The sequence below is a fragment of the Arcicella rigui genome (assembly GCF_034929435.1).
GTDB classification, from domain to species: domain Bacteria; phylum Bacteroidota; class Bacteroidia; order Cytophagales; family Spirosomataceae; genus Arcicella; species Arcicella rigui.
This window is the reverse complement of the sequence record NZ_JAYFUM010000023.1, coordinates 105,163-125,051: the sequence shown is the minus strand read 5'-3', so window position 1 is coordinate 125,051 and position 19,889 is coordinate 105,163. Positions and strand designations below refer to the sequence as shown.

Sequence of the window (19,889 nt, the reverse complement as noted above, 5' to 3'; positions counted from 1 at the left end):
CTCTAATAAAATTCCCTCTAATTGAAACAGTTTCTTGTATAATGATGTTTGATTTTTATAATTATGCAAGATGGAACAAATTCATACTTTAGAAGATTTATATAAAAATCGTTTAAACTTTGTACCCGAAAACCTTAAAAATGACATCGGACATTTTAATGTTTTTCGGGTAGAAGATTTTATCGGAAATTCGCAAAAACCGATTCCCTACAGTCGGAAGGATTATTATAAAATTTCGCTCGTCATTGGTAAAAACCATTATCATTATGCCGATAAAATTGTAGAAGTACAGGAAGCTGGTATTTCTTTTGCCAACCCGATGATTCCCTACAAATTAGAAAGAGTCGGCGAAAAGCAGTCGGGATACTTTTGTGTTTTTACCGAATCTTTTCTTCAACAAATTCCCAATATCAAAGAATATCCTATTTTCAAAGTCGGTTCTTTTCCAATTTATGAGTTAGAAAAGGAGAATATTGCAGAATTTAGCCATATTTTCGAGCAAATGCTGACTGAAATCAATGTCGAGTACGTCTATAAGTATGATTTACTCCGTGCTTTGGTACAACAACTCATTCACAAAGCCATGCGTTTGAAACCCAACGAAACGATAGTTTCTTCGCAAAACCACTCAGCGAACAATCGTATTACTTCTCTTTTTATTGAATTATTAGAACGACAATTTCCGATTGAATCGCCCTTTCAAACGATGAAACTACGAAACCCAGTTGACTTTGCTACGCATCTTTCTGTACATATCAATCATTTAAACAGAGCTTTGAAAAACGTTACGGGAAAAACTACTTCTCAATTAATTGCAGAAAGGATTTTACAAGAATCAAAAACTTTATTGAAACATACCGATTGGAACATTGCAGAAATCGGTTTTTGTTTGGGTTTTGAAGACCCTTCGCATTTTACTTCCTTCTTTAGACATTCTACTCAAATCACGCCAAAGGTATTTCGCAACTAAATACCATTGTTTGATTTTTTATATTTCCTGTTTCTTCTGGGCTATTACTGGATGAGTATTTATAGGGAACTTTGCAAAAGAAAACATATTCATAAACATTCAAAAATAATCAAGAACTATGAAGTATAATTATGTAGGCGAAACGGGTTTATTGGTTTCGGAACTTTGTTTGGGAACAATGACTTTCGGCGGACAAAATGCAGGAATTTGGGAAAATATCGGCAAATTACAACAGCAAGAAGTAAACGAATTGATAAAAGTAGCCGTAGAAGCAGGCATTAATTTTATCGACACTGCCAATATTTATTCTTTTGGACAATCTGAACAATTGTTGGGACAAGCTTTGAAAGATTTGAATATTCAGCGTGACAGAGTGGTGATTGCCACTAAAGTTTTGGCTAAAATGGACGAACATCCAAACAGTACTGGACTTTCAAGATACCACATTTTTAATTCGGTTGACGCAAGTTTGAAGCGTTTACAAATGGATTATATTGATATTTTGTACGTGCATGGCGTTGACCCAAAAACATCCATCGAGCAAATTGTGCGTACTTTGAACGACATTGTAAACACTGGAAAAGTACGCTACATTGCCATTTGTAACTGGCCTGCTTGGATGGTTGCTGAGGCACAAACTTTTGCTAAATACAATGGTTATCATCAATTTATTGGCTTACAGTATTATTATTCAGCCGTAAGCCGTGACATTGAACATGAACTTGTACCGATGGCAGAGCATCATAAATTGTCGATATTTCCGTGGAGTCCTTTGGCAGGTGGTTTTTTAAGTGGAAAATATACTCGTGAACAAGCAGCAACAGGTTCGAGAAGAGTAAATTTCGACTTCCCTCCTATCGACAAAGAAAAAGCTTATGATTTAGTAGAGGTTTTAAGTAGCATCGCTACCAACCATAATGCCACGGTTGCCCAAGTAGCTTTGGCGTGGGTCAGACAGCAAAATGGCGTTACAAGTACCATTATTGGAGCAAAAACCGTTGCACAGTTGAACGACAATCTTCGTTCTATCGAAATTCAATTAACAGCCGAAGACTTAGCCAAAATCAACGAAGTAAGTCCATTGCCTTTACAATATCCGGGATGGATGGTGGATAGACAGAGTGCTTATAGAAATTAAAAAAGAGAGGTCGAACACTCAGATTCGACCTCTTATTATTTAAGTAATCAGGCAGAATTACTTTATAATATAAAATTGTAATAATTTGAAAATCAGAATTTTATATTCACAATTCAATACTCACAATTCAGCACTCATTATTTATTGTCTCATCCACATCGGATTTTGGGCTACTACATTTTGATGAATTGGACAATCTTCTGCATGAGCTCCTTTTAAATAACCAATACTCATCAAAAATTCGTTGACGATTTCGCCACCTGTAAATTTGAACGTCTTCTTGAATACTTTTACCCATTCTTCTCTACTTTTGGGATGATGATGCTCCAGCCATTTTTCAAATGAACCAAATTCTTTTTGAAGTATTAAGATGGTCTTTGCGTTTTCGATAGCCGCATTTACTTTTAATTTATTCCGAATAATTCCAGCATCACTCAATAGTCTTTCACGGTCGGCTTCGGTATATGACGCTACTATTTCAATATTAAAATCGTCGTAGGCTTTTCGAAAAGTACTTTCTTTTTTCAAGATTGTTTCCCAGCTCAAGCCTGCTTGGTTGATTTCTAAAATCAATCTTCCAAACAGCTCGTTGTCGTCGTGTATCGGAAAACCATAATGATTATCGTGGTAATTTTTGTGCAGGCTTTTACTTGGCTCTGCCATTGTGGGGATGTATTGGCAATAGGACATTTTTGTAATTATGAGTTATGAATTAGGAATTCGGAAAGTCTAAAGGCTATTTTAGATTTTAGATTTCAGGTATCAGATTTCTGATTTATCAAACGCTTTTTTTAGAAGTATGATATAATATTTCCAATAAACGAGATGAATCTGTAACGACAATCTATCAAAATTGGTTTCTTCGGCTTACATTCGTAAAATGTAGTTCAGAACAATCCATTATTTTATCGAATCACAAATAATTTTTAACATGAAAACGTCAAGCACTTTTGAATTAAATCATAAAAAATTTGGCTTACAACTCGTAAATCAATCTACGAAAGAAGCATTCAATCAAGAGCGTTTCAATCCCTTCATCAAAGTACTTTTATTGCCGGCAGGTTATTCCTTAAAAGTTGATTTTCAGCAATATTACACCGATTCGCTGACACTTTTTTTTATTAATTCAAACCAATTTTTTCAGTTGGAAAACTGTGGTTCTGAGCTTGGTTACTTTATGTTTTACAATCGTGATTTTTATTGCGTACAAATTCACGATGCCGAAGTAGCTTGCGACGGGTTGCTTTTCAATAATATTTACAATATGCCAATGGTAGTTTTGCCTGAAAGCGAAATGACTGAAATTGAGCTAATTGCCAAAAGAATTGACGAGGAATTACACCTAAATGATACTTCTCAAGAAGAAATGATTCGTGTTTATTTAAAATTGCTCATCATCCGAGCGACTCGTATTTGGAAAAAACAGCAATTGGCTGCCGTGAATGACTCGCCAAATGATATTGATTTTTTCAGAAATTTTAGTCGATTGGTCGAGATTCACTATAAAGAAAAACATTCGGTAGCAGATTATGCCGATTTGCTGAACGTTGCCCCCAAAACGCTAACACATCGTTTTAAACGCTTGAACCTTTCACAACCCAATGAGATTATCAAAGACCGAATTATTTTAGAAGCCAAACGGCTTTTAATTTATACTTCTTTAACAGCAAAAGAAATCGCCTATCAATTAGGCTACGAAGACCCTGCTTATTTCAATAGAACTTTTGTGCAAAAAGTAGGTGTAACAACTTCTGATTTTAGAAAAAATAATACCGCAGGGAAATAAGTACAACAATAGTGCACTTTTTGATATTTTTTCAGACTGTATGTCGCTCTAATTTTGTATTGTCAATATGACATAACAAATACTTAAACACATAACAACATGAAAAATATAGCATTAGTCACTACGTATGACAAAGCCCAAGAACGTTCATTTAACATCGGTAAAAACATTTTTGTAATCAGTTTCATCTGGTTTTTACTTTCGTCGCTATTTGCACAAGCACAACTAAGACCCTACAAAGGCGAAAAAGACCCATTGGTTTTTACAGAAGTGCAAGCCTTTTTGAAAGCCTTAAATTCAGGCAATGGCAAACCCATTGAACAACTAAGCGTTGCCGATGCAAGACAAGTATTAGTGGGAGCTCAGAAATCTGTGGAAGTAGATTATTCAGGCATTACAGAATCTGAAAAAGTGATTTCACAAAACGGATATAAAGTAAAAGTACACATTACCAAACCCAAAGGCGTAAAACCAAATGCTCCTGTATTTATTTTTATTCACGGTGGCGGTTGGGTTTTGGGCGACTACCCTACACACAGAAGATTAGTGCGTGATTTAGTGGTAAATAGCGGAGCAGTGGCGGTTTTCCCAGATTATTCACCTTCGCCAGAAGTACAATATCCAGTGGCAATCAATGAAATTTATGCCGCAACACAATGGGTGGCTGAACACGGACATGAAATTGGTGTAGATGGTAAAAAACTTGCCGTAGTAGGTAACAGCGTTGGCGGAAATATGTCGGCAGTAATTGCCTTGATGGCCAAAGATAAAAAAGGCCCTGCCATCAAATTACAAGTACTTTTATGGCCAGTAACAGATGCCAATTTTGAAAATGAATCTTACAACGCTTTTGCTGAAGGTCGTTTTCTTACTAAAAATATGATGAAATGGTTCTGGGATAATTATTTGCCTGATGTAGAAAAACGCAAAGAAATCTACGCTTCACCTTTACAAGCAAGTATCGAACAATTGAGAGGTTTACCAGAAACCTTGGTTCAAACAGCAGAAAATGACGTTTTACGTGACGAAGGCGAAGCTTATGCCAGAAAACTCAACGAAGCAGGCGTAAAAGTTACTTTAACAAGATACAATGGTTTGATTCACGACTATGGTTTATTAAACCCAATCGCTCATGTAAACAGCATTCAAGTAGCCACCTTACAAGCCGCCGCCGTAATAAAATCAGTTTTGAATAAGTAATATTGATACATGATTTTTAGCAACGTCAAGGAAGTTAACTTTCTTGACGTTTTTCTTTTAAATAGGCTGTCGCTACTTATCAGGATTAGCTTTTTAATATAAAATCTTAAATTGCTTATGTTTTAAACATTCGTAAATACGAAATGAATAAAATTTATCAATCTTGTTTTCTATGAAAAAAGCATTTTTACTTTCCAGTCTTTTAGGGCTTTTGGGCTTATCGGCTGCCTATTTACCAGCCACGCAAAACATTACAGACAGTGATACCGATTGGGCGGAGTACTTGGGCGGACCAGACAGAAACCATTATTCGACCCTGACGCAAATCAATAAGGATAATGTAAGTCAACTAAAAGTAGCTTGGGAATATCATTCGCTTGACTCTGGTCAGGTACAATGCAACCCGATTATCGTAAAAGGAAAACTTTACGGCGTAACAGCTTCCAATCATTTATTCGCCCTTGATGCCAGCACAGGTAAAGAATTATGGAAATTTAAAGAGACAGGAACTTCGGCTTTAAATACTTTAAGAGGCGTTACATACTGGGAAAGTAAAGAGGCAAATTCATCCGAACCTGCCAGAATTTTATATACACTCGGAGCTTGGCTTTATGCCATTGATGCGAATAAAGGCACAAAAATTCCTTCATTTGGCGATAACGGACGAGTAAGTATTAAAGAAGGTTTAGGAAAAAATGCCGAAAATAAATTTGCTGTTTCAAATACGCCCGGTACTTTGTTTGAAGATTTAATCGTGATGCCGCTTCGACTTTCGGAAGGTGCAGATGCGGCTTTGGGCAATATTCAAGCTTTTAATGTACGAACTGGAAAATTAGCTTGGGTTTTTCATACCATTCCCCAGCCCAAGGAGTACGGCTACGAAACTTGGCCAAAAAATGCTTATAAAAATACCGAAGTCGGCGGAGCAAACAACTGGGCAGGCATGGCCGTAGACCGCAAAAGAGGAATTATTTATGTACCAACGGGTTCGGCTGCTTTTGATTTTTATGGCGGAAATCGCAAAGGTAAAAACCTTTTTGCCAACTGTCTCATCGCACTTGACGCTCGTACTGGTAAAAGATTATGGCATTTTCAAACGGTTCACCATGATATTTGGGACAAAGATTTGCCTGCTCCGCCCAATTTAATTACGGTAAAACACAAAGGAAAAAGTATTGACGCTGTGGCACAAGTAACCAAATCGGGACACGTTTTTGTTTTTGATAGAGTAACGGGAAAACCTTTATTTCCGATTGAAGAAAAGCCTTTTCCAAAATCAAGTTTGCCCGAAGAAAGTACTTGGGCGACCCAGCCGATTCCTACTTTGCCAGCGGCTTTTGCTCGACAAACCATTTCAGAAAAAGACATAAATCCGTATTCAGACGACAAAGCGGCTTTGTTAGAAACGTATCGAAAATCTAACAAAGGCGTTTTTCAACCTTTAGGAAAAAAAGAAACTTTACTATACCCCGGAGCAGACGGCGGTGCAGAATGGGGCGGTGCAGCCGTTGACCCCGACGGCATTATGTATGTAAATGCCAACGAAATGGCTTGGGTTTTCAGTTTGAAACCTACCCCAAAATCAGAAGAATTAGCCCACCAAAGTACTGGTCAACGCCTTTATTCGGCTACTTGTTCAGTTTGTCACGGAGCAGAACGCAAGGGAAATCCAGTGAGTGGTTATCCTTCTTTGGTGGACATTGGTCAGCGAAAAGACCGAGAGTACGTCGGTAAAATTATTAATTCAGGCAAAGGTATGATGCCCGGTTTTGGACATCTTTCAGCAAAAGACAAACAGGCGATTGTAGCGTTTTTGTTTGGAGATGAAAAAGTAGAAGCTTCGGCAGAAAACACAAAAGACAAAAAACCATATATTCCTTATAGTTTCAATGGCTACAATAAATTTATTGATAGCAAGGGGTATCCCGGTATTCGTCCGCCGTGGGGAACGCTAACCGCCATTGATTTGAACACGGGCAAGCATTTATGGCAAAAACCTTTTGGCGAATATCCCGAACTAAAAGCTAAAGGAATTCCAACCACAGGCTCAGAAAATTATGGAGGCCCAGTAGTCACTGCCAGCGGTTTGCTCTTTATTGCGGCCACAAAAGATGGAATGTTTAGAATTTTCGATAAAAAAACAGGCGAAATACTTTGGGAAACCAAACTCCCAGCGGCAGGTTTTGCTACGCCAAGTACTTATCAAATCAAAGGAAAACAATATATTGTAGTGGCTTGTGGTGGCACAAAATTGGGGACAAAAAAAGGTGATAGTTACATTGCTTTTGCTCTTTAAAGTTTAAAAAACGAAATAGCCATTTCCAATAGCGAACTATTGGGAATGGCTATTTCTTTGCTAATTAATCAATACAATTTAAGCAAATATTATTATAAGTAGCTGATAATTAGAGTTTTGAAAATACTAATTACCAATCTCTACAATATCAATCTAAATCAAATTGTTTTTGATATAATCATAACTCATTTTAACACTCTCAAATTTATCATCTCTATAAATTTGGTCTTGTTCAACAAAGATATTTTGAAGGTCTTGCGTATGATTGAAAATTTCTTTGAAATTCACCGCACCCGTACCAACTTCTGTAAATTTCACTTCACGCAAAGTAGTAAAAATACCTTGTTGTGCTGCCGCAGGGTAAACCGCTTTCGCAAATTGTTTATCAATATCTTTCACGTGCCACATCACAAAACGCTTAGGATGTTTCTTGAACAATTCTACTGGGTCTTTACCCGCTTTTACTGTCCAGAACAAATCTAATTCAAAGCTTAATAAATCTTTTTGTGTTTCTTCAAGCAATACATCCAAACCAGATTTTTCGCCTTGTAAATGTTTAAACTCCCAGAAGTGATTATGATAACCCAATTGAACCCCTGATTTATGAGCCAATTCGCCAGCTTTGTTGAATTGTTCAGCCATAAATTTATAGTCGTCAATCGTCATTTTATCAATTAACCCAAATGGAGGAACTGGCACGATTAAGTACTTTTGTCCTAAAGTAGCAACAATATCGATTTGTGTTTTCAACGCATCATCTTTACCATTGTTGGGTGTAAGATAATCGTTCAATTGATAGTGACCGCTGTACGATTTTAGATTATTGTCTGCAAATACCTGTTTCAATTCAGCAGGTTTCATTCCCCAGAACAAATCCTTGCTTGCATCACCAGAATAATTGAAAAATGTTTCAACATGGTTGAAGCCAATCTGAGCCACTTTACTGATAGTACCTTTGGCATCTTTGGCTAATTCTTCACGAAGTGTATAAAGCTGAAGACCAATTTGTTTTGGTTTTGCCATCAACTGCTTTGCGAATAAATCCGACTGTGCCAACATTGCCCCAGCACTCGCTACTCCAATTGTTTTTAGAAAATCTCTTCTGTTAGTCATTGCATTCGTAAAATTGAAATAATTAATAATTATATATAATTGTGTTTTTGATTGACTATTTTGAAAGGTTGAAAAATCAATCTTGGGTACGCTTCGCCCCACTTATTTCAGCAAAAATGCGAAACAAGAGGATTTATACAATGATTAAGAATGTTGATGTTAAAATTATTTGGTAATTTATCATTTTGATACAATAATACGAAATCAACTTTTATAATCAAAATTTTATTTTTTTTATTGAAAAAGTGATAGTTGCAGGCATTTGTGAATTTTGGAGAAGATTGAGTAAGTATTATATTACAGGATTAATAGCTTCATTGATTTACTCTTTGAAGCGAAAGTATAGCAACTGGTCGTTGGTTAAGCGAAGCGTTCCTACGACCCAAAAGTAAAAAGAGCGTCACGCTCAACTTGATATAAAAACTCCATTTTAGTAATAAGACCAAACGATTTTTCCCTATCCAACACCTTATAAAATGCTATAGCATTTTGCCAATCATGAGATTGGTGAATACAACGACGTAGTAAAACACTACGCTGAGCGAGGGTAATTCAGAAATCAAGGCTCTTTGTATCATTATTCAAGTAAATATTAAATTATATTTCAAATATACTTGGATAAACAAAAGCTTTTTCAAAAGTATTATGTTTTTTTCAATGGCAGAATTGATTTAGCTTTATAAAAATATTCCACTGATTCTCCAAGTAGGTCGTTGGTTAAGCGAAACGTTCCTACGACCTAAAAGCAAAAAGAGCGTCACGCTCAACTTGATATAAAAACTCCATTTTAGTAATAAGACCAAACGATTTTTCCCCTATTAAATACCCTATAAAATGCTATCGCATTTTTGCTAATCATGAGATTGGCGAACACAACGACGTAGTGAAAACACTACGCTGATTGAGGGAGCGAAAGCTCGTCTGTTGGTAGAGTACTGTTTAGGCTTCTTGAATAGAACACAAAAAATATTGGTTGATGATTCCAATAAAAAGGTATTTTACAATTGGGTTTACGATAATATCGTTGTACTTGAAGTTGAATTTGCATCACAATCTCCATCGGCAAAAGACTTCGTTCCTGTCAAGTGGAGATGGGCTTTTGGGAGGCTAAACTTCTTTCCGAAGGCATGTAAAAGACTATGCTGAAGTCGCATTACACAAACACAACAAATTCTGCTGAAGCATAGATATTACTCTACAATTGCCAAATACTCCTAAATAAAAGCTGAATTTTACCAAATATAACTTTTAAACATCTTACTAAATTAAGTAGTGTTTAGCATTTTAAATGCTAATATTTACCATGAATTCAACTCATATATTGTATTCATTAATACCCATTTTTTATAATTTTTCTCAATTGGTAAAATTTTTTGGTATTTGCATATTAAGCTTTCCCATTCCTGTTTTTTAGGATATTTTATGTCCAGATTATTTTTAGCTTCGAAAGAGAAATCATCAACAGTATCTATTACCATAAATAGACGGGTGTCGATGCGATAAATTTCCATATTCAAAATACCAGAATCAATTATCGCTGCTTCAATTTCAATCCTCATCTTCTCATACAGTTGTTGGTATTGAGCGATTAAATCTTCATCATCTTTTAAATTTAAGGTTAAACAATAACGTTTCATATCTTTATTAGTTTTAAGTATTTTTCGAAAATGTTTGTTACCATAGTCTCTACCAATTAACCAAATATTAGTTAAGATGTGATTGTTCGCTTTACTAATTTGCTGGGTAGAGTGATTTTGATAAACAACGACTCATAGTTTTTTGATTTGATTTCATAGCGTTTCAATCCCATTAAATTTCTTTAACAAGTTGGTGTAAATATTAAAAATAAATTAATCCATCTGTTTGTTATTGTCGTAACATCATACGCCCAGCTTTTGCAACAAGCTTATCAAATTCATCGTAGCAGTAGGCTTCAAAATAAATTATTTCTTCTGAGGTAAGAAAATAATCTACCTCTATCAAAAAGGTATTTGATACTAATATCTTTGGATGCAAATTGATAAAATACCAGGAAGAAGGTTCAAACGTATTTGAAGAATACAACAAATAGTTTAATATTTCAATAGCTTTGAAGAGAACAGGTTCTAGTCTCTGAGCTAACTTATTAGGTGTATCTTTTTTACTTATTATTTTCAAACAAAAACAATCTTTATCTGTTTGTACTTTCAGTAGTTCAAATCCAAACTCTTGAGCCAAAAAGTGTGATAAAATTATGGATTTATCATTTGTTTCGATACATTCCCGTTCCATAAACTTTATAGTTTTTTCCTGTTTTCCATGAAGCTACCTGTGATATAGAGCTTTTCAATCAATGTCTTATTAAACTGCTCGTTTAGTTGCTTAACGTAGAGTATATTTTTTTGTAAATCAGCCTCCTGTATATTTAACTCCGATGCAACAAACTGCCCATCTTGTAGCCGTTCTTGATACAATTTAACACTTTCGTGAAGTACGGTAACAGTATTTTGGGCAAGGTGTCGTTCTGTTTGCAGGCGTTCAAGTTCAACTACTATTTGCAATAATTCTTTACGTTTTTGAAATGTCAAGTCTTCTTTCTGATAACCAATCATCATTAATTGGTTTTTCTTTTGCTTATCGGCGTTTATAGATTTATCTGGAGAAAAAATGGATAGTTTTACGGAAAGACCTACATAACTATTGCCAAACCACGAATCTCTTTTAAAAGGTGTGAAGCCTTGGCTAAACTGGTTCGCTCCTACAAAACTTTGTAAACCGACCGTAGGCATATACTTCGCCTTTTCAGTTTTAATTTGTTGGGTTATTAATGTTTCTTTTGATAATAATTTTTGAAATTCCATAGAATTCTCTGTCCGCAATTCATCAGTTTGTAAGGTGTTCTCTGCCAACATATTTGGAGGAATAGGTGTAAAGGAGGCTGTTAAGACTCTCTCTAAATCAATGTTTGTTAAATAATGTAAGTATATTTTTTCATTGATAAACAATGACAATGCTTTTTTATAGGTAGCCAGATTTGCATAATGATTGACGAGACCCTTGTTCAATTCTGTTTTAAGTAACTTTCCTTCTTTGAATTTAGTATTGAAAAGACTATATGAATGAAAACTGCGGAGCGTATCACTGACACTTTCCTCTACCTGAAAACCCAAAGTGAGGATACGGCTATATGTTTTTACAATTTCAAATGTCAAATCTTCTTCTACTTTTTTTAAATCAATATTCGCAAGTGTTTCATTTATTTTACTTTCTACAAAGCGGCTTTTTATAGCCAAATCAATAATAGGCTGATATACTGTAAGCCCAGCATTTTGTTGCCAATTTGTACCAAATTGAATAGCTCTTGTCTCGTTTGAAGGCTCGAGTGAAAACTGCCCAACAGGTACAATTTGGCTTGCAATAATAGGGTTGTATCGATAATCATAAGCTAAAGTAATTTGTGGCAAAAATTTTCCTTTACTTTCCAACCGTTGTAAGTTGGCTATCAATACTTCCGTTTTGGCGGATTTAATAGTAGCTTTATTTGCTAAACCATTTTCTATGCACTCTTTTAACGTAATTTGGGCTAATGAAGAATGACATAGCAAAATATTGAAAATGAGAAGTATTTTTTTCATTATTGTTTAAAGTTTTAGCCTCTAAATACAGAAGCGGGTTCTACACTATTAATTTTCTTGATGGCGAAAAACGACCCTCCCACAGAAATAAAAACGGTGATAAAAAATAGAGCTACAATTTCCTCTGGGGAATAATTAATGACAAGTCCAGCATTGGCAACACCATTTTTAAAACCATTTAATAATAGTATGGCGATACAAAAACCTATCAAGGCAAAAATGAATGATTGTAACAAAATCAAATTACGAACGTAGTTGTCTGTTGCACCTATGGCTTTGAGTGTACCATAATCTTTGATGCGGTCAAGTGCTGCCGAATAAAGCGTAAGCCCAATAATGAAAAATCCACTAATAATAGCAAATACCACTAATGAGCCTATACTTGTACCAATGTTTGAGGAAACGGTAATAAAACTTACTGTAGTTTGTCGTAATTCTTCTGCATCCCACGCCTTAATTCCGTAAATGCTCTTGTTAATATTTTTGACAACATTGGCTACTTCATAGCCTTTTTTGATTTGTACAGCTATAGCACTTACTTTGTTTTCAGGAAAATTGCTAAAATATCTTGCCTTGCTAAGCGTGGTATAAAAGAAAGTTCCGCCGAACCCTCTTGCATTTTTAGTTTGTAGACGTATATAGGCCTCTTTTCCGTTAATTTCTAACCTTTTACCTATTTCCACAGTATTATCATAGATAGCTTGGTCAAAAAATTCTGCTGAAACAGCCCCATCAAATGCCAAATCTGTTAGTTTACCTCCATTAATTTTTGTAGGATTAGGCCCCGCCACAAATAAAGGAGCTTCGCTACCTATAATAAGTACAGGCGAGGTTTTACCGTTAGAAAACTTGACCAGGCTGCTTGCTGCAACTACCGCAAATGTATTTTCAACTCCATCAATACTTCGTATTTCTTGTAATAATCTGCTGTCTAATTTACCCAATTCGTTGGCGTTTTGGGTGATGTTGTCTATGACCCAAATTTTCCCGATGTCTTGACGAGAGTTTTGGATAATGCCGCCCATCAAACCAGTGAGAAACCCTAAAATTCCGATTTGCTGACCAATCAAAAAAATACTAATCACAATGCCCAAAACTACGCCAATACTTTTGGACTTATCGTATTTGATAAACTTAAATGCTGTAACTATCATAGTTTAGAGAGAAATTTTACATTCAACTTTAGAATTAATCATCAGATTTCCTGTTTCTTTTAAGGCAATGTGAATTTCACGCACTCTGCGGTCTTCTTGGTCATCAGCTTTTTCGGAAAAAAGGGATTTCTTTTTCAAATAGGGAGCTACCATCGTTACTTCACCTGTAGCAATTACTTTTTCGCTACCTATAAAAAATACTTTTACTTGCTGCCTTGTTTTTACTTTTGTGCTAAACAATTCATCTACTTCGGCACGCACTATCAAACTACCTTGCGGAGCTATTTCTGCATATTTTGAAAACTGATTAAGAGCTTCACCTTTACTTATTTGCATATCCAACACAACGCCATTGTATGGAGATTTTAATTGCCTTTTTTGTGCTTCGGTCTGAGCAGTTTTCAGTTGAGCATTCAATTCGTTCAATTGGTTACTTGTCAGTTGTATTCTGGCTTTTGCTCTTTCAAGGCTTACTTCTAAAACTCTCATGTCTGTTATAAGATCATCATAATTTTGCTGAGTTTCTGCGCCTTTTTCGATTAGTCTTTTAATTTTGTTCAGTAAAGATTTTTTGTTTGCAAGGTTTATCTCTACTTCTTTGGCTTGCGTTTGCTCTACTACAATCTGTGACTGCTGCGATAGCATTTTAGTTTGTATTTCCTTAATTTTGAGCAATTCCAAGTCATTTTCTAATTCCAAAATAACTTCTCCTTGTTGAACCTGTTCTCCGTCTTTTTTCAAAGTATTTTTGATAATACCCCCTACTGGAGCAGAGATACTTACAATTTCATGTTCAGGCTCTACTTTACCAATAGCTATTACTACGTTTGTAGCAATTTCGGCAGGGCTTAACGTAGCCACTGATGTCGTACTAATTTTATTTATTTGTTCGGGTTCTGCTTTGTTACAGCTCAACAAAAAGCTAGATACCAAGAGTATAAAAAGATGATTTTTCATGGTTATAGATATTGAATGTTGATACTAATAGATTTGATTATACCAAATTGAAATTTTGAAACCTCATAACTTGGAGGACCGAAACGACTTTTTACATCATTTGAAGTACCAATACCTTCTTTGGGTATGCCTATAAAATTTGTATCCATTTTACCATTTCCATTTTCATCATGCACTACCGCCACAGCATATTCTCCTGTTGCTACATTAGGGAAAACAGCAGTACATTTACCATCTTTGATAGTCGCAGTGATAGTTTTCATGGCAGTTTTTACGTCGGTCGGAAAGCCACTCTTGTTTTTGAAAATCGAAACCAAACATTTTCCTACATCAGATTTTAGCCCTTTGATTTCTACGGTCAATTCAGTACTTTGAGCTTGTACGGCTTGGGAAAAGCCAACGAGAAATAAATAAAAGACGATTGTTTTCATGTTTTATTGAAATTAAATTTAGTGGAAAAGTTCTTCTTCGGTGGGGTTTTCAGAAGCTACTCCGTTGTTTACATAAATAATTCTGTCTGCAAATTGCTTCAACCGTAAATCATGTGTTACTACTGCCACCGATTTACCTGTAGTCGAAAGCACTTTGAGTTCTTCCATTACTACAGCTACGCTTTTAATATCTAATGCAGCAGTAGGTTCATCACAAAGCATCAAAGATGGATTTGTAACCAGAGCTCTGGCAATGGCCACTCGTTGTTGTTGCCCACCACTGAGCATTTTGGGGAGGTTTAACATGCGGTTTTCCATGTTTACTTTTCGAAGTGCCTCTTCTGCTCGTTGCTTGGCTTCTTTTGAGGAAATTCCTAAAAGCAACAAAGGCTGCATAACGTTTTCTAAAGCATTGAGCGGAGCTAACAAATTAAAACTCTGAAACACAAAGCCAATATTTTTGAGTCGAACATTGGCAAGCTCCTTTTGTTTCAACCCGTCGATACGCTGATTACAAATCGTTACTTCTCCTCTTGTAGGGAAAATCACACAACCTAATAAAGAAAGTAATGTCGTTTTACCTGAACCTGAAGGCCCTATAATAAGCGTAAGTTCATTTTTCTTGAACTCGCAAGTAGTAGGTTGCAGGGCTGTAATAACAGTGTCACCTGTTTTATATTGTTTAGAGGCGTTGGTTACGCTGGCTACAATTTCCATCTGATTTTAAGTTTATATTCTAAAACTAAGTCCTGTTCTAATAAAAATAGCTTGCTTTAAGTCTAACTTTGCATTATCTATTGGCTTAAAGTCATCATTCATCAAATCGTAATTCCGAATAAATGAATATCCAATGCAAGAGTTGATAATCAGTCTCTTAGTGAATAAATAATTAAAAGTATGCCCTGCTTGAACTGTAACAGTTCGAGTGTAGTTAGCAATAGTATTATTGGCTAAAGACAAGTTTGGGATATGGTAAATACCACCTATCGCAGAGGCAGTTATTCCCCATTCAATTTTTGGCTTTGGTTTATAGAGAAAATTAATGCGAGGGTATGCTACCTCAATACAGAATTTCTCGTCTTGGTAACTTAACCCCGCAATAGGTATCAGAACATTTTTATTAAAATCATTCGCATAAGCAAAACCAAAAGACCAAACCAATCTTTTTCTTGCGTCTGCATTATAGTTGATTATCAAAATGCCACTTGGGAAAAGTGATTTTTCAAATTCGATAGCCGATAAACTACTGCGTATAATAAAGCGTGGGGAGACTAAAACAGACCACTTAGGGTTTATAAAATCGTAAATGAAAACCATTCCGTACTGTCCTTCAAATAATGTTGATACGGCTTTTTTATATTGTTCTGGAAGTTTTTCCAAAGAATAATTAGATGTTTTGATATTAACAACATTTATCCATTTGAGTCTCTTACCTAATTGTATAGGTGGTACACCTATTTGTATGTCATAAATTTGACTCAATTGGCTGTACCCAACAGTATCTCTTAAGTTTGTTTTGGGGGAGTATTCATAATAGAAATAGAGTTTATCATTCCTATTTTGAGCCCTCAAAGAATTTATACTTATTATCAGTATTACTACTAATTTTAGTGTTTTTAATTTACACATTTTAGTACGTTTTCGTTTTTTTTTTTTGCAAATATAATACGAAAACATTTTATTTTGCAAAATATAATTACGTTTTCGTATTATATTTTTTATTTTTGTATGTAATCCAAATAATTGTAAAGAAATGAAAAAGGATATTTTGATAGAAATAATTGAACATCTGAGTCAGTTTAGTGCTGATTATCAGTCAGATAAGACATATACACTTAAAGATTTTATAGGCTATCTCAATGCAAGTGTCGGGGTAGAGAAAACAGCTATGAGGAAAATTGAGGGTGAGCAAGAGAGGCAAATTCAAACAATCAGAGAAGAAAGCAATAGCGATGTGAGCATTTTAATTACCCTATTGTTTCGCTATGCCAAAGGTTATATCAAAAAAGCATTACAGAATAGCTCAATACAGACGGTTGATGAATTTGCTTTTCTAATAACTTTAATGACACACGATAGTCTTACCAAAACCGAATTAGTAAATAAACAAATAATGGAAAAAACCTCTGGTGTTGATGTGATTAAACGTCTTATTAATCAAAATTTAATACAAGAATTTTCAGATAAAAACGACAAACGTAGTATAAGAGTTATTATAACGCCCCAAGGCAAAGAAGAGTTGGAAAAGGTATTACCCGAAATGGCGAAGGTTTCCAAAATAGTGGTTGGTAACCTGACCAACCCTGAAATCAATACTCTTTCTTATTTACTCAAAAAATTAGACTTCTTTCACAACGATATTTTTATGAACAAACGAAACGCAAACCTCAATGATATATTGAATGAGGTCAATATCAATAAAAGCTACTAATCTTGATGAATGTCAAATTTAGAATATTAAAATTTCAAAGATTTTCAGTATTTAAAAGTATAGGGAAATTTAGTTCACAGTAATTAATTATTTTACAAACAGGTAAATATGAATCTAAATCAAAGCAAAGACATTCAAGTCAAATTTTGTTAAGTTTTCTGCCAAAGTAACCACCGAACAAACCCATACGTTGGGTCTTAATTGGTAATCTTGAGCAGAAGGCGTAACTACCAACAATGGAGGATTCCCAACATCTTGGAGTGATACACTATTTCCTCTTGAAAGTACGGGCGAATCTGACAGTTTAATCTCAATCGCAAGCTTGATACACATACCTTGTTCTATCACCAAATCAAGTTCAGCACCATCTTGCGAACGATAATAAAAAAGCAGTGAGTCCTGTGGCAACATGCTGATTATTTCCTGAATGATATAGCCTTCCCAAGAGCCACCAGCTACAATATGTCCAAGAAGGTTTTCAAATGTTTTAATACTTAGTAAATGATGCAAAAGTCCACTATCACGAATATAAATTTTAGGGCTTTTTACCAAACGCTTTCCTATATTGGTAAAATAAGGCTGTAACCTTCTGATTAAAAAAGCTTGTTCAAGAAAATCTATGGCATTTTTTACCGTTGGCTGACTAACGCCAAGTGAATTGGCTAAAGTAGAGTAATTTAAAATGCCTCCTTGCATACTTGCAAGCATCATCAACAAACGACGCATCAATAAAGGCGAAACAGAAAGACCCAATTGGGGTAAATCTCGTTCGAGATAACTCATCAAAAAATCATTCAACCAAAGGCTTTTTATTTTATCATTTTCAGCCATATACACCGCAGGAAAACCACCCCAAAGCCAATGTTTTTGATAATTTTGGGGGGCAATTTCTCGATAATGTAAAGGGTGCATTTCCAAATAGGAGATACGACCAGCCAAAGATTCCGCTGTATTCCTCAGTAAATCTGGCGAAGCCGAACCCAATAAAATAAAACGCCCAGCTTCTCGCTGTTGGTCAATCAATCCACGCAACAAAACGAAGATATTCGGTAAACGATGGATTTCGTCTAAAATAACAGTTTGACTGTATAAATTCTTGAGAAATATTTCTGCATCTGCTGAAAATTTTGCCAAATCAGAAGGAATTTCTAAATCAAAATAGATACTTTCTTTGGGCAATTCTTGCTGAATAGCTTTTACTAAAGTTGTTTTCCCTACTTGTCGTGGGCCTAAAATAGCAGCCACAGGAAAGTGATTTACTCTAAAAAGTAATTCGGAACTAAGTTCTCTATGTATCATATTTTCACAATTAATCCTGCAAATTTAAAAATTTATTTTAAATTTGCAGGATTAATTGTGAAATAGTATGTAAAAACAAAAAATCGTGTAACCAATGTATGAAACTATAAAGTTAATCTGGACTGATGAAGACTTTGAAAATATGGGCTGGCACGATAACCGCTTATATGGAATAATTTTCGATACACAAAGGTTTAGACTTTCATTTGATATAGATTATATTTTTGAATGGTCTGAAACATTGGATTCATTTTTAGTAGCACCATCGACGCTTGATTTTGAAAATATTTCAAACACATCAATAAAGATTGATTTTAGGGATACTCAAAGCATCATTATTCATCAAATTTTACGAATAAATGAAAGGAAAACACCTTTTGGAACCATAGAATGGTTTTATACTATTGAAACAGATGTCGGTGAAATTAGTTTTTGGGCCACAAGCTTTGTACAAAATATCAAAGCAATACCTATTTGGACAACCGCACAAGATTTAGACAGAACCCCCTCTTTTAATCATTCTACTCCTTGAAGTCTGTAAAAATAGAGTCAGAGAGTTCAAATTTACTCTTAGAAAAAGTGTGAGGGGAAACACAGAAATGATGAAAATTAAGCTTATTATATTGATTAAGTAACTAAATCAAATACCATGAAAAAACTACTCTTTATTGTACTATTGGCACAAATAAGCTTCAGCTTTAAAATGTATGCTCTCTCTTGGCGAAGTGTTTTTCACTACGTCAGTGTGTACTGCAATGTTACATTGCAAAAATGCAAAGCATTTTATAATCATTCCCAAGTTGTGTACTTCATATACCACTAACTGCTGTTTACTATGTGTCGCCTTCTAAGAAGGCATGACACTCTGACGTAGTTTAAAACTACGCCAAGCGAGGGCAATCTATAAAATCACAAATTATGTCTAAGTGAATCATACGAGCTACCATATTTTGCTCTATTGATTTTCCGTATATCACCCTGTGGGTCAAACATTCCAAAGTGTTCGGGAATCAATTCTTTATTCCCTACTTTCAGATGTAAGCTTTTAAAAAAATCAACTAAATATGTTGGACAAATTTCTGTTTGAATGGTTGAATTCATACAATTACAGTCAAAACATATACTCATCCACTGGCTGGGCTTTTGGTTTTTATAAAAAACTATACCGTGATGAGGTGAACAACAAGCTGCCTCTTCACAAAGAGAATCACTTTTTGCTAACCTTTTTTGGCTAATTAGTGCAGATAATTCCGTTATCTGAGAGCTATTCAAATTTAATTGAGTTACAACCGTTGAATCTAAGTGCCTTGTTGAATCTACAATTTCTTGCCCCATAAAACCATCATAGAGATAGACTACAACACTGTCATACAATTGTTTAGTTGTATTTTGACTTGTCTGTTTATCTGTTTTACAACTTAAAATTATCAAAATCGGTAAACAAGCAAGCACAAAAAATATTATGGTTTTTCTCATTTGTAGGATTGATTTAACTTTATG

19 protein-coding genes are annotated in these 19,889 nt (G+C 35.0%); 7 read left to right on the top strand and 12 right to left on the bottom strand.

The window, feature by feature from the left end; translation table 11 throughout:
• Positions 1-70: 70 nt before the first annotated feature.
• Together VB248_RS18275 and VB248_RS18270 are read left to right on the top strand one after the other, a co-directional pair.
• The gene (locus VB248_RS18275) at positions 71-970 is read left to right on the top strand and encodes a helix-turn-helix domain-containing protein (protein WP_323298258.1); all 900 of its coding nucleotides are present in this window, start codon (positions 71-73) and stop codon (positions 968-970) included.
• 118 nt (positions 971-1,088) lie between these two features.
• Complete coding sequence (locus VB248_RS18270; protein WP_323298257.1) at positions 1,089-2,108, top strand: aldo/keto reductase; 1,020 nt, start codon at positions 1,089-1,091, stop codon at positions 2,106-2,108.
• Between the two features lie 141 nt (positions 2,109-2,249).
• Here the strand turns inward: VB248_RS18270 and VB248_RS18265 are convergent, their stop codons facing one another.
• A complete protein-coding gene (locus tag VB248_RS18265) occupies positions 2,250-2,771 on the bottom strand; it encodes a DNA-3-methyladenine glycosylase I (RefSeq protein WP_323298256.1) in 522 nt (173 codons plus the stop codon).
• Positions 2,772-3,039: 268 nt separating this feature from the next.
• Here VB248_RS18265 and VB248_RS18260 point away from each other — a divergent pair, with 268 nt between their 5' ends.
• The 3 genes from VB248_RS18260 (at position 3,040) to VB248_RS18250 (ending at position 7,390) form a co-directional block, all read left to right on the top strand.
• A complete protein-coding gene (locus VB248_RS18260; RefSeq protein ID WP_323298255.1) occupies positions 3,040-3,894 on the top strand; it encodes a helix-turn-helix domain-containing protein in 855 nt (284 codons plus the stop codon).
• Between the two features lie 99 nt (positions 3,895-3,993).
• Positions 3,994-5,094 carry an alpha/beta hydrolase gene (locus VB248_RS18255; RefSeq protein WP_323298254.1) on the top strand — a complete coding sequence of 367 codons (1,101 nt, stop codon included), beginning with the start codon at positions 3,994-3,996 and terminating at the stop codon, positions 5,092-5,094.
• Between the two features lie 172 nt (positions 5,095-5,266).
• Positions 5,267-7,390, top strand: a complete 2,124-nt coding sequence (locus VB248_RS18250) for an outer membrane protein assembly factor BamB family protein (protein WP_323298253.1) — start codon at positions 5,267-5,269, stop codon at positions 7,388-7,390.
• 153 nt (positions 7,391-7,543) lie between these two features.
• Here the strand turns inward: VB248_RS18250 and VB248_RS18245 are convergent, their stop codons facing one another.
• The 9 genes from VB248_RS18245 to VB248_RS18205 all read right to left on the bottom strand — a co-directional run bounded on the left by VB248_RS18245 (position 7,544) and on the right by VB248_RS18205 (position 16,288).
• Positions 7,544-8,503, bottom strand: a complete 960-nt coding sequence (locus VB248_RS18245; protein WP_323298252.1) for a TIM barrel protein — start codon at positions 8,501-8,503, stop codon at positions 7,544-7,546.
• Positions 8,504-9,801: 1,298 nt separating this feature from the next.
• Positions 9,802-10,140 (bottom strand): L-rhamnose mutarotase, encoded by a 339-nt coding sequence (locus VB248_RS18240; RefSeq protein ID WP_323298251.1) that lies wholly within the window; start codon positions 10,138-10,140, stop codon positions 9,802-9,804.
• A 229-nt stretch (positions 10,141-10,369) separates the two neighbouring features.
• A complete protein-coding gene (locus VB248_RS18235) occupies positions 10,370-10,774 on the bottom strand; it encodes a hypothetical protein (RefSeq protein ID WP_323298250.1) in 405 nt (134 codons plus the stop codon).
• Between the two features lie 5 nt (positions 10,775-10,779).
• Positions 10,780-12,117: a TolC family protein gene (locus tag VB248_RS18230; protein ID WP_323298249.1), complete on the bottom strand. Its 1,338-nt coding sequence runs from the start codon at positions 12,115-12,117 to the stop codon at positions 10,780-10,782.
• Positions 12,118-12,131: 14 nt separating this feature from the next.
• Positions 12,132-13,271, bottom strand: a complete 1,140-nt coding sequence (locus VB248_RS18225) for an ABC transporter permease (RefSeq protein ID WP_323298248.1) — start codon at positions 13,269-13,271, stop codon at positions 12,132-12,134.
• Between the two features lie 3 nt (positions 13,272-13,274).
• Positions 13,275-14,228 (bottom strand): HlyD family secretion protein, encoded by a 954-nt coding sequence (locus VB248_RS18220; RefSeq protein ID WP_323298247.1) that lies wholly within the window; start codon positions 14,226-14,228, stop codon positions 13,275-13,277.
• 2 nt (positions 14,229-14,230) lie between these two features.
• A complete protein-coding gene (locus VB248_RS18215; protein WP_323298246.1) occupies positions 14,231-14,659 on the bottom strand; it encodes a DUF2141 domain-containing protein in 429 nt (142 codons plus the stop codon).
• An 18-nt stretch (positions 14,660-14,677) separates the two neighbouring features.
• Positions 14,678-15,376: an ABC transporter ATP-binding protein gene (locus VB248_RS18210; RefSeq protein ID WP_323298245.1), complete on the bottom strand. Its 699-nt coding sequence runs from the start codon at positions 15,374-15,376 to the stop codon at positions 14,678-14,680.
• A gap of 12 nt (positions 15,377-15,388) precedes the next feature.
• A complete protein-coding gene (locus VB248_RS18205; protein WP_323298244.1) occupies positions 15,389-16,288 on the bottom strand; it encodes a DUF6268 family outer membrane beta-barrel protein in 900 nt (299 codons plus the stop codon).
• A gap of 124 nt (positions 16,289-16,412) precedes the next feature.
• Here VB248_RS18205 and VB248_RS18200 point away from each other — a divergent pair, with 124 nt between their 5' ends.
• Complete coding sequence (locus VB248_RS18200; protein ID WP_323298243.1) at positions 16,413-17,090, top strand: MarR family winged helix-turn-helix transcriptional regulator; 678 nt, start codon at positions 16,413-16,415, stop codon at positions 17,088-17,090.
• Positions 17,091-17,204: 114 nt separating this feature from the next.
• On the opposite strand, the gene VB248_RS18195 is transcribed toward VB248_RS18200, so the two are convergent.
• A complete protein-coding gene (locus VB248_RS18195) occupies positions 17,205-18,389 on the bottom strand; it encodes an ATP-binding protein (RefSeq protein WP_323298242.1) in 1,185 nt (394 codons plus the stop codon).
• 94 nt (positions 18,390-18,483) lie between these two features.
• On the opposite strand from VB248_RS18195, the gene VB248_RS18190 reads away from it, so the two are divergent.
• Positions 18,484-18,921, top strand: a complete 438-nt coding sequence (locus VB248_RS18190) for a hypothetical protein (RefSeq protein ID WP_323298241.1) — start codon at positions 18,484-18,486, stop codon at positions 18,919-18,921.
• A 377-nt stretch (positions 18,922-19,298) separates the two neighbouring features.
• Here the strand turns inward: VB248_RS18190 and VB248_RS18185 are convergent, their stop codons facing one another.
• A complete protein-coding gene (locus tag VB248_RS18185) occupies positions 19,299-19,865 on the bottom strand; it encodes a hypothetical protein (protein WP_323298240.1) in 567 nt (188 codons plus the stop codon).
• Positions 19,866-19,889: the final 24 nt, after the last annotated feature.